Source organism: Lysinibacillus sp. LK3, from assembly GCF_001043675.1.
Classification (GTDB): domain Bacteria; phylum Bacillota; class Bacilli; order Bacillales_A; family Planococcaceae; genus Lysinibacillus; species Lysinibacillus capsici.
Genome location: NZ_LDUJ01000027.1, coordinates 1 through 12,287 on the forward strand (window position 1 = coordinate 1; position 12,287 = coordinate 12,287).

Below are 12,287 nucleotides of genomic sequence, written 5' to 3' on the forward strand. Positions count from 1 at the left end.
CAAATGTAGTAATAAATATAATAATTGCTAATGGATCCTTCTCACGAATTAATCCTGCTAATTCTAATCCATTCATATTAGTTTCTAATTCTATATCTAGAAAATAACAATTTGCAGGATAGTTATTTATATAATTGATCACTTCATCTGGTCTTGAAGCGCATAAAACAACTTCAACAGAGGGTAAATGAAAATTAGCATATTTAATAATTTCATTCTGAATAAACTGACGTTGTTTAAGATCATCTTCACAGATTATAACTCTCAAGAAAGTTCACTTCCTATAATTTAGTTCTATTTCTTGAATAAATAAACTATCTTCAATACGGGTATTTAAAAGAGCATTGGGGTAGTTTTTCAATATCTCTAAAGTATTTGATAGGCCATAACCTCTAGTATTATTTTTTGATGAATAATTATTGCTATAAATTTTATTAATATCTAAATCTTCAAATTGGAAGGTGTTTTCAATTACAAATAAAATAGAGTTTTGCGATGTATTTAAAATAGCTAAGTTAATTGTAGGGCATATAGATTCAATACTCGCCTCTATAGCATTGTCAATTAAAATACCAAGTATTCTTGAGAAATCAATAATATCGATAGGTATGCGGAGAATCTTTTCTGGAATCTCAATTTGAATACTGATATTTTTTTCAGTCGCAAATAATAGTTTTGTTAGTAAAAGTCCTTTTAATTCAATAATTTCTAAATTACTGATATTTTTCATCAATTGATTTTTTATTAGGGTATCATTTTCAACTTTAACAATTTTATTATTAAAGTAGACCCTCAGTTCATCCATGTTTCCTTTTGTAATATAACCTTCCATCGTGATTAAGATATTCAAATAGTCATGACGAAATTTTTGCATGTCCGTATTAATTGCTTCTAAAGATGTCAAATATTCATTATACTGAGATTGCTGCATTTGCCTGTATTTTATTTTGTTCTCTACTTTAATATTATTAATTAATATCATGGATAAAAAGAACATAATAACCAGATAACTTACTTGGATAATTAAGTTGATTTTTGATAATATCCTCTCATCGTAAGTGGTTGGTATAAAGATATTCAAATATAGTACAATAATCATTACGCAAAATAAAAAGGAGACGATGACTTTCGAAATTAAAGGAAGAGAGATAGATTGATAATATTTTTTAAATCTATGTATCGAGAAACTTAAAATAAAGAACAGAATCGAATAAAGTATGATAAACAGAATCATATGTAAAAAAATTGATTTATTCGAATCAATCAAGATTTGAACTAACTGATCTGACATCATACCAATAAAAATGATAATGGTTAAATCAATACATATCTTAAAAATACTAGAATGAAGAAGTAAAACCACTAAAATTACTCCAAATAAGATTAATATGGCTACCCAAGTTTCCATAAAGATGAATGAAATTAAAGCTATTATCCAAATACAAAATGTAATGCCCAGTGTAAGTTTAGTAGGTTTTAAATTCTGTAAATAGAATACAGATATCGTGATAATACTAAATTCTATACAACTTAGAAGAAAGATATTGTCTTCTATTATAAATCCTCCTTACTATATCTATCATTAGAAGTGATGTTGATTTTTTAAACTTTCTGGTACTTCAACTTCGTTAAAAACTAAACTACAGCCATACACTGTTGCTGAGCTCGCTAATAAAATTACTATCCCAGACAGTTTATTTAAAATTAAATTTTTAATCTTCATTAATATTTCCCCCTAAAATTTTTTGAGTAAGAATAGATACTGCTATAAGAACTATTGCATATAAGATAAAATACTGAAAATCTTCATGCAACAATATCGAAATTGTCCATAAGATTAACAATCTAACAAATAGTTTCTTTCTTAAAAAAACTCTGTGATTCTGATTGAAAACAGGTCTTTTTTTAGTGCCGATTGGGGCGAAACTCAATAGAACAAGTGTAGATATAATAGCTAAAAACAACATGTAGTTATCTTCTCTATTTAAACTCTTAATAAAGAAAATTCCAACCGGTAATGAAATAATGCTAGTAATTAAACATACGATATTATTTTGAAAATGGAATCCAAAACAAACTTGTCGTAGCATATAAAATACTATGTGTGTTATTAATGTTGCGGTAAAACAATTTAAACAGTATGCAATTAGATAAATAATTATTACTTTCCAGAAATCATTAAGAATTAACCTTACCCCATAGACAATTTTTTCTCGTTCTATATAGTTATGCTTTTCTTGAATAAGTATATTAACGAGATAATTTTCTAAGCTTGATATAAATGTCATAGACACCCCCTTACCACTATTTTACAACAAAAAAACAAAAATATTTTCAATTTCTTAAGTGTTCAAAAAAAATTCATAAATGTAATTTTTAGTAAAATAAATAATCCATAAGAATGGACTTGGGCCATTAGAAGAAGCACTTTCCATATCAATAATTGACAAAGAAAGTGCGTATGCTACAAACCATGAGAATATTTTTAATCAGTATTACTATTAATTTGACAAATTTTCAAATTGAAATATATGTATTTCATGTATTTTGCCTTCTTTACATATAGCTGATCTATAATTTTTATCAATTAATATATTTCGGACAGTGTAAATTTTATTTTTAATATATATGGTATTCAAAAATTGATGTTTTGAGTGCAGAATATTTATCTTGTGTAGTGGGAAATGTAGCCCATATCCTAGTGCTTTTACCACAGCTTCCTTATGAGTCCAAATTTCAAAAAAAGTATTTTTTTTTAAAAAGGAGGTTTCGTTGTTATAAAGTAGTCTTTTTTCCTTATCACTAAGGAATAAAGCAGCTGTTCTATCATAATCCTCGATATCTCTTAGTTTTTCAATATCAATTCCGACAGGCTTCCTCGCTAATGCAATCAAAACTAAATCAGCAGAATGAGAAATATTAAAATATAAAAATTGATTTTTCAAATAAGGCTTCATATATGACGTATAAAATATTTCAATAGTAGCTGGGGAATGACCTAAATACATAGAAATTATTTGTTTTATAATCCCTCTGGAAATTATAAAAGCTTGTTGACGGTTTTTATTTTTTAATTGTGCCATATATTTATATTCAGTATTAGATAACCAAGATGTAAAAAGATTGATATAACTTTTATACTTATCAGTTGTAAACTGCCAAATATGGACTTCCTCTAGATGATCTAGTTTATATGTGTTCATAATTTTGAAGTAGCTGCCTTTTAATAATTTTAATAATCATATTTAGATTCTCTTCTTCTTGTAAATAAAAATGGTCACCATTAAAAGGAAAAACATATGTATCCTTATGTGTATAATTTGTCCAATTGTTATAATTGCAAACTATCAAGTCGCTATTTCCAACAAATACACTAATGGGGCAATTGATTGATTTATAGTCATAGCAACTGTAATCATCGACAATTTTAAAATCTGAACGAATATACGATAAAAAATAGGAAATTCCTTTTTCATCATGTAATAAAAAATCTGGTGTTCGATTATAGATTTTAAGTTCTTTAAGTAATAACTCGTCAGATAAGTGATGCAGTTTTTTTATTTTTGGTGTATTGGGTGAAGATGCAGCTGATATATATAACATGAGAGGACTCATTTTATTAAATCGAAATAATAGCTTTGTTAACTCATATCCAATATACGCTCCCATACTATGACCGAAAATAGCAAAGGGCTTATCTAAATATGGTTCTATACTTTTATAAATACAGGATACTAATATTGACATTTCTTCGATATTTTCTTCTTTAAAACGATCTTCTCTTCCAGGTAATTGAATCGATAGTACTTCTATATTCTCTCCAATCAACTTGCTCAATTTTTGATAAGACGATGCCGAACCTCCTGCGTGAGGTATACACAGCAATCGAAATTTTGCCAAAGGTTTAGGGTGGTAAATGCGAATCCATTTATTCATAATTAAGCCTCCTTTATATGAATGTGATTTTTAGTGAAATAATAATCCTCATCTACTATATTTATTTTATGAAAATTTAAAATAATATGTATATATATTCCTGAATCTTGGTTTTTCTTTCCTAAGTGTATAGTATTCATTGAATTCTTAAATTAAAGAACATTCAAGACGAATTATTTATTATTTATGAAAAATACAGCAATTATAAAGGTTATTATCCTAATATTTTTGTTACAGGAGGTATTTTTTTCTATAAATTACAAAAGGAGATAGTAATATGATTAGCAAATTATCAAAAGTTCAAACTAACCTTTATACTCATCACAAAATTTATCCAAATGACCCCGCATATAATCTAAGTTTCTGTTACAAAATTAAAGGTGATGTTGACATTCAAAAACTCAAATCCGTCCTAGAATTCGTAATTAATGATAATGCAATTTTTAAAACAAATATTGTCGAATATGAAGAAGGACCAATGCAAGAGTTTGATAAATCAAGAGAATATACCATAGAAATAATAAATTTGCCTGAAAAATATACCGAAAAGGAATGTGATTTACAGGTAGCCACATATGTTTCTCAACAAAATAAAGAGAGTATTAATATATTTAAATGGCCACTTTACGACACTAAACTATTTTGTTCATCACATAATTTTTACTATTTGACTATAAATGTGGATCATATTATTTCAGATGGATATAGTTATTTCCATTTTTTAAATAATATTATGTCCTTATACAATGACGAAACCGATTTCGATACATATTTAGCTCAAAAAGAAAATACTTCGTATTTTGACTTTGTAAACTATCAACAAGATTCCAAAAAAACAGAGAAAGCAATTCAGTTTTTTAAAAAGGAATTTGCAGGATTTAATGGATTGGAATTAAAGGAAATAAATGAACTTCGTAATGATCAAGGGAAATTAGTAGGAGAAAGTACAAGATTTATATTGGATGAAGATGCTTCTAATAAAGTTCAATCCTACATAAAAAAATACGAAATAACAGACTTTAGTTTCTTTACGTCTATTTACACTGTATTTCTTCATAAACTTACATCACAGAAAGAAATTGTAATAGGAATTCCTGTTGCTAATCGTCCTAGAAAAGAATTTAAGAACGTAATGGGTTATTTTGTAAATACTCTCCCGTTAGCTATAAATTTTGAGGGAATTTCAACTTTTGAAGAATTAAATTCTTTGATAAAAAAGAAGGTTATATCTCTTATTAGACATCAGGATTTTGATTTCAATAGACATATCCCATCCATTTTTCAAAAACAAAATATACCTTCTTTTAACAATGTCTTTACTTTTTATAAACAACCATTATCTTTCGAACTAAAAAATTGCCAAGTAACATCTATGCCAGTACAAATTGAAAATCTGAAATTTCCTTTTACTTGTAATGTAGAAAGTCATGACAAGCATTATGTAATTAATGCGGAGTACAATTCATTCTTCCGAAATGTACCAATCAAAGAAATCTTCGAGCATCTTGTGAACCAAATTTCTGCAAGTGAAAGTAATTGTATTAATGAATTAACACTTTTTAGTAATGACAAAGTAATTGAAATTTCAAAAAAAACAAATGAACAGAATTTATTTCATACAGAAGATACAATAATCGATTTTTTTGAAAAAAAAGTTAAAGAATTTCCAAACCACATCGCGGTGTCTTATAACCAAGAGGAATGGACATACGAACAGCTTAACAAAAGATCGAATCAAATCGCTCACTACTTAAATTCGAATCTCTCACATGAAACAAAGATGGTAGCTATTTCTCTTGAAAGATCGAACCAGTTAATTGCAACAATAATCGGGATTTTAAAAACTGGAAGAACCTATATACCAATAGATTTTTCTTGTCCGTCAGAGCGAATGGAATATATTTTAAATGATTTAAATGATTCAGTATTATTAACAACTAAATTATTTGAAGATAAAGTGTTAAATTCCTCGATTCAAAAAATTCTAGTTGAAGAGATCGAGTTTGAAATTAATAAACAACCTACTACTAATCCATTAACCATCTATAACAATTCGAATATTGCTTATATTATCTATACATCTGGTTCTACGGGAAATCCAAAAGGTGTTATGGTAACTCATTACAATGTACTTAGATTATTTTTAGCGACAGATTCTCAATTTCAATTTAATGAAACAGATTGTTGGGCATTGTTCCATTCTTATGGATTTGATTTTTCTATCTGGGAAATCTTCGGAGCATTGCTTTACGGAGGAAAATTAGTGATTGTACCAGAATGGATTACGAAAGTTCCAGATGAATTTTACAATCTTCTATTAATGGAGAAAGTAACTGTATTAAATCAGACACCATCGTACTTTAAACATCTAATTAAAGAGGATCAGGAATATAACGGAACTAAAAAACTATCCTTACGCTATATTATATTTGGTGGAGAGGCACTATTCTTTGAAATGTTGAGACCGTGGTTTGAAAAATATGGAGATAAATATCCTAAAGTAATTAATATGTACGGTATTACAGAAACGACCGTACATGTTACGTACTATGAAGTAACAATGAAAGATTTAAATCAACAGGCAGGTAGTGTTATTGGGAAAACAATATCAGATTTAAATTTATACATCGTGAATAATAAAATGCAGATGCAGCCGATAGGCGTTCCAGGTGAAATTGTTATTGGTGGACATGGTGTTACTAAAGGTTATTACCAGAAAGAACAATTAACAAATGAAAAATTTATCGAGACTTCGATTGATTTAACTAAAAAAGAAATTATTTATAAAAGCGGGGATTTGGGAAAAATTTTACCAAATGGTGAAATTGAGTATCTAGGTAGAATGGATAAACAAATACAACTGCGTGGCTATCGTATTGAACTTGGTGAAATTGAGACTATTATAAATCAACATCCATTATATCAAGATAGCGTTGTTACTCTACACAAGTTTTCAGAAGATGATCAAAGATTAATCGCTTATATCATAGTCAAGCCAAATGCCGTGCATGAATTAGTTAGACTAAAAGAATATTTAAAAGCGAAATTGCCAGAATATATGATTCCTTCATTATTCATAGTGATTGATAAAAAACCCTTAACTATAAACGGAAAAGTAGATTATAAAGCACTTCCTAATCCTATTTCTAGTAAAGTGTCTATTCAACCTTTAAAAGCGGAAGATGAAATAGAACATTCTATTCTCAAGATATGGAAGGATATTCTAAAAAAGGATTTTATAGGCTTAGATGATAACTTTTTTGATGTAGGTGGAACATCTCTACATGTTGCAGAAATATATTATAAGTTAATTGAAAAATTCAATATAAAAGGGCTTTCAATGGTTGATCTATTTGAATATCCAACTATTTCAAAATTATCTATGTATATTAAACAAAACATAAATGAAGGAGCAAAAGCTCAAGAACAAAGTCGTGGTCATAAGCGAAAAGAGGCTTTATTAAAAAGAAGAGGTTAAGTTTATGGGAGGGGCAAAAATGTATACAGATAATCGATTTATTGAGTTCACCGATATTGCAATTATTGGTATGTCTGGTAGGTTTCCGAATGCCTATACAATAGAAGAGTTTTTTAATAATTTAAAGAATGAAAAAGAATCCATTCGTTTATTGAATGATGATGAACTAAAAGAGGCAGGAGTATCTGAAGAACTATTAAAAAATACATCATATAAAAAGTATGGATCAGTATTAAACAATATTAAAGAATTTGATAATGAATTTTTTGATTTTACGCCTTACGAAGCAAAAATTACAGATCCGCAGCATCGAATTTTTTTAGAATGTGTCTGGGAGGCATTAGAGGACGCTGGATACATTCCCAATAAATATAAAGGAATAATTGGACTGTATGGAAGCACAAGCATGAGCTCTTACCTATTATCGAACATTTTAAAGAGTGAAGATGTGTTTAAAGAAGGTATTAATTACCCTATATTAATTGCGAATGATAAAGATTATCTATGTACTAGAGCTTCTTACAAATTAGATCTTCGTGGTCCCAGTATGACAGTGCAGACAGCATGTTCTAGCTCATTAGTGGCAATTCATTTAGCATGTCAAAGCCTTATCAATCAAGAATGTGATATTGCTCTCGCTGGAGGTGTTAGTATTACCGTTCCTCAAACTTCAGGTTATTTATATAAGGAAGGGGGGATTCTGTCTAAAGATGGACATTGTAGAGCTTTTGATGATCAAGCTTCTGGCACTGTTAAAGGGAATGGTTGCGGAATAGTCACGTTAAAACGGTTAGAAGAAGCAATTGAAGATAGAGACACTATTTATGCTGTCATCAAGGGTACTTCAATAAATAATGATGGGGCTAATAAGATCGGATTTACTGCACCGAGTATACAAGGACAAGCAAAGGTAATTGATGAAGCACTAGCTCTTACAGGCATTTCACCTAATAAAATTGGGTATGTGGAAACACATGGGACAGGCACTCCTCTAGGAGATCCTATTGAAATTCGAGCGTTGAGTCAAGCGTTTCAAAGTACAGATAAGAAACAGTTTTGTGCAATAGGGTCATTAAAAACTAATATAGGACATTTAGATGCAGCTGCTGGAGTTGCAAATATAATTAAAACAGCATTATGCCTTAATAATAATGTGATTCCAGGCAGTTTAAATTTTTCTACTGAAAATAAGCAAATTGATTTCGAAAATTCTCCTTTTTATGTAAATAGTTCAACAAAAGAGTTGGAAGATGAAGAACTTAACTACGCAGGAGTCAGTGCTTTTGGTATCGGTGGAACCAATGCTCATGCTATTTTAACAAAAGCACCGAGCATAACAAAAGAGAACCATCGATTAGAAAACTATATTTTCATCTTCTCTGGTAAAAACCATAAAACACTGAAACAGATAGAAGAAAACCTATCTAATTTTCTTGTACAAAAAGAGGAAATGTCATTAATTGATGTAGCGTATACGCTAGGGGTAGGCAGAGATGATTTTTCAGTTAGAAATTTTGTCATAGGAAAAACAAAAGAAGCAATTATAGAAAAAATGTCTAGCCCTTCTTTCAAGAATGAAGGAAATCTAAAACAAATGAGTGAGTTAAGTTACATTTGGAAATTATCGATTCATCAAGATAAGGAAATTTATAGAGAGTTATATGCGAACGTTTCTTATTTTGGCAAGACTTTAAATGTCATCTCGACAGAAATTGAGAAAATATTCGGGCAAAAGGTTACTTCTAAACAGTTATTAGGCATTAGTAATTGGGAGGACACCTCTATTAGTGAAGAGGGGAAAGATATTTTAAGCACTTTTGCAAATTCGTACGCTTTAGCAAAACTTTTAGAGAAATTAGGACTGCAACCTGATTCGATATATTGTCAAAATAAAGTGCAAACTTATGTAGCGGCATGTATAACAAAATCAATTACCTTAGAAAATACTCTACAATTATTACAAAAGCATACACTAAACGAAGAAGTAGAAATAGTAGATATTAAATCTATTAAAAAATCAACGATACCTGTTATAACACCTCAAGGCTGTTTGCTAGATGAAGTATCACAAAGTATAGATTTTTATAGAGAAAAAATTAAAACAGATGAATTAACAGATATAAGTTTAGAAAATTACGGGGAATTAATGTTAACTGATTTATCTGATTTATCTATAATTTATAAAAATAAAAGAATTTCTCCTGATCATGAGGGAGGTTATTATTCTTTATTATATTTACTTGGTAAGCATTGGTGTAATGGTGCTTCTATAAATTGGGAAGTTTTGTATGAGGAAAAATCACCTGGAAGAATATCATTGCCAACGTATCCATTTGATAGAAAAATTTTCTGGATTGAACCAACGAAAAAAGAAATGGGTATAGAGCCGAAACGAAAAGATGAAAAATTACTTAATTTAAACATAGATACTATTAGAGACAAGGTAGTAGATATATGGAAAAGGCATTTAGAAGAGGAATCTATCACTATTGATAATGATTATTATGAGGTAGGCGGTGACTCTTTAACAGCTGTAGAAATCGTTTCTGAAATTAGAGATACCTTTAATATCGATATCTCAATAAATGATTTTATTGAATTTATGACAGCAAGTGAACTTGCAGACTATATAAAAGAACAATTAGAAGAAAAGAAAAGACCATTAAAAGCAGTTCCGAGAAAAATTATTTCAACTATTAAAGAAGGAACTACAAAGGACAATATTTTTTTAGTCCACCCTGCTGGAGGAACAGTATTTTGCTATCATGATTTATCTCAATACTTAGAAGTAGAAGGTATGTCGATATATGGAATTATGTTTCCACAGGAAAAATTCTTAGAAGAGGATACATCCATTCCTATGCTTGCTTCATTATATATAAAGGAAATGAAACAAATTCAACCTATTGGCCCCTACACAATTGGGGGATATTCTTTTGGGGGAAATGTTGCATTTGAAATGGCATTACAGTTAGAACAAGTAGGAGATAAAGTGGAAAGAATTATTATGTTTGATAGTCATCCACCACATGCATACAATGAATCAACCTTAAATAATATAAAATATTTCGATGCATTTCCTTACATTGTAGATATGTATTTAAATCAGACTAAAATTTCTTCATTAAAAGAAAATGAAAAATATATTTCTCAAAATTTGAGAATCACTATTCAAGAAATGAAAAAAGATACTAAGATACCAGCAACCATTGATGATGATGAGTTAATCCATTTTTATTCAATTTGGACAAAAAATCATGAAGCTTTGAAGCAACATAAACCGAGCGGTGTTTTCAATGGAAATATAATTTTGTTTAAAGCTCGCGAGACTGAAGATCCTATCGTATTAGACTTACTTGATATTAAATTAATTGAAAAAGAACAATGGAAACAATATATAAGTGGTCAATTCATTATTCAAGAAGTATCAGGAGATCATTATTCCATGTTTGGAAAAAAAGAGAATTGTCGAGAACTTGCATCTAATTTCCAACAGTTAGTAGAGTTAGAATACAAAAATTAGGGACATGGAATCTTATGAAATATCAAGCGTTTTATAAACTTATATGGTTACTCCTATTTTAATTGCACAATATAGAAGAGTTAATATTTCTAATTAGAATAAAGAAGTCAATTAACAAAGATTTTAGCAAATGCAATTATGCACACCTTTTCATCTACTATCTTCTTGAAATAGATACAGGCATTGTTACATCTCTTCTGTTTATACTACCTTATTCTATTTGGTTTTAAGGTTTAGGAAGTTTTATTGTTTAGAACTGTCGTTATTAATATTAAAAGTGTTTAACTTGATCGTTTAATTAACCTATGAATGGAGAAGTGGAAAATATGACAGCAACTATTATTGAGGGAAAAAAAGTACAATTACCATTATTAAAATCATTACACGAAGAAGTATTAGAACATAAAAAAAATAATATTGTCCCAGGAATGGCTATTATAATGGTTGATAATGGTGAATTATTAACAAGAACAAATTATGCTTTGCATGTGAATTTGGCAAACCAGCTAGGTTATCTGGTGAAGGAAAGAGTTTTATCAAATGACATAACAGAAGAGGAGCTTATTCATATTATTGAAGGCTTTAATCGTGATGAAAGTATCGATGGTATCATTGTTTTAATTCCATTACCTGATTCTATTAATGTGGTAAATGTTATTAATGCAATTGATCCAGATAAAGAAATTGAAGGTCTGCACCCACTTAATGCCATAGGTTTGTTCCCTACTAGTAATTCACCAGTGAATGTACCTATGTGTGTCACGAGTTCTGTTTTAAAAGTATTTGATTATCATAAAATAAATTTAGATAAGAAGAACATAGTTATTCTAATAGATTGGTCTTTCCTTACTTCTAATCCTATAGCTACAATGGTAGCAAAGATGGGTTCACTAGCTATTTTACCTCCAGATGTAACTATTAAAATCATAAATACAAATACAGAAAATCTAGAAGAGCATTGTAAAGAGGCCGATGTACTAATTGTTTCAACTGAACAAGTAGATCTTGTTAAAGGAAATTGGATTAAGCCAGGTGCATGTGTTGTCGATTTTAACCCTATTCAAGTGGGGGTAAAAGAAAGTAATATACATCCAGGAAGAAAACTACCTATTTTAAAAGGTAGTGTGGAGATAGAAAGTGTTAAAGAAGTTGCAAAATGGATAGCGCCCGCTGCAGGAGGGGTAGGTCCAGTAATGCTAACAATGTTAATGGAAAATGTTTTGAATTCTTCTAAAAGAAGACACTACAATAAAATGCCTATCCTATAATTACAGCTTCGTTTAAGCAAAAATATTCCAAATACCATGAGCACTATCATCTTTATAAGGAGGTGATAGTGTCACTTTGTGG

9 protein-coding genes are annotated in these 12,287 nt (G+C 29.3%); 3 read left to right on the plus strand and 6 right to left on the minus strand.

The window, feature by feature from the left end; genetic code table 11:
- The 6 genes from VK91_RS18885 to VK91_RS18905 all read right to left on the minus strand — a co-directional run.
- On the minus strand, positions 1 to 268 hold a 268-nt coding region (locus tag VK91_RS18885; RefSeq protein ID WP_048395036.1), incomplete at its 3' end, for a LytTR family DNA-binding domain-containing protein.
- 6 nt (positions 269 to 274) lie between these two features.
- Positions 275 to 1,363 (minus strand): GHKL domain-containing protein, encoded by a 1,089-nt coding sequence (locus tag VK91_RS18890; protein ID WP_048395040.1) that lies wholly within the window; start codon positions 1,361 to 1,363, stop codon positions 275 to 277.
- 219 nt (positions 1,364 to 1,582) lie between these two features.
- Positions 1,583 to 1,723 (minus strand): AgrD family cyclic lactone autoinducer peptide, encoded by a 141-nt coding sequence (locus tag VK91_RS22765; protein WP_112116118.1) that lies wholly within the window; start codon positions 1,721 to 1,723, stop codon positions 1,583 to 1,585.
- Positions 1,713 to 2,288: an accessory gene regulator ArgB-like protein gene (locus VK91_RS18895; protein WP_048395045.1), complete on the minus strand. Its 576-nt coding sequence runs from the start codon at positions 2,286 to 2,288 to the stop codon at positions 1,713 to 1,715. Before VK91_RS18895 ends, VK91_RS22765 begins: the two co-directional genes overlap by 11 nt.
- 213 nt (positions 2,289 to 2,501) lie before the next feature.
- Positions 2,502 to 3,203, minus strand: coding sequence for a 4'-phosphopantetheinyl transferase superfamily protein (locus VK91_RS18900; protein WP_048395052.1), 702 nt, complete (start codon positions 3,201 to 3,203; stop codon positions 2,502 to 2,504).
- Positions 3,190 to 3,936 carry a thioesterase II family protein gene (locus VK91_RS18905; RefSeq protein ID WP_048395054.1) on the minus strand — a complete coding sequence of 249 codons (747 nt, stop codon included), beginning with the start codon at positions 3,934 to 3,936 and terminating at the stop codon, positions 3,190 to 3,192. The genes VK91_RS18900 and VK91_RS18905 overlap by 14 nt, the downstream gene beginning before the upstream one ends.
- A 277-nt stretch (positions 3,937 to 4,213) precedes the next feature.
- Here VK91_RS18905 and VK91_RS18910 point away from each other — a divergent pair, with 277 nt between their 5' ends.
- The 3 genes from VK91_RS18910 (at position 4,214) to VK91_RS18920 (ending at position 12,205) form a co-directional block, all read left to right on the plus strand.
- Positions 4,214 to 7,414 (plus strand): non-ribosomal peptide synthetase, encoded by a 3,201-nt coding sequence (locus VK91_RS18910; RefSeq protein WP_048395056.1) that lies wholly within the window; start codon positions 4,214 to 4,216, stop codon positions 7,412 to 7,414.
- Positions 7,415 to 7,433: 19 nt separating this feature from the next.
- Positions 7,434 to 10,937 (plus strand): beta-ketoacyl synthase N-terminal-like domain-containing protein, encoded by a 3,504-nt coding sequence (locus tag VK91_RS18915; RefSeq protein ID WP_197078738.1) that lies wholly within the window; start codon positions 7,434 to 7,436, stop codon positions 10,935 to 10,937.
- Between the two features lie 326 nt (positions 10,938 to 11,263).
- On the plus strand, positions 11,264 to 12,205 hold the full coding sequence (locus tag VK91_RS18920) for a tetrahydrofolate dehydrogenase/cyclohydrolase catalytic domain-containing protein (protein WP_048395058.1): 942 nt from the start codon (positions 11,264 to 11,266) through the stop codon (positions 12,203 to 12,205).
- Positions 12,206 to 12,287: the final 82 nt, after the last annotated feature.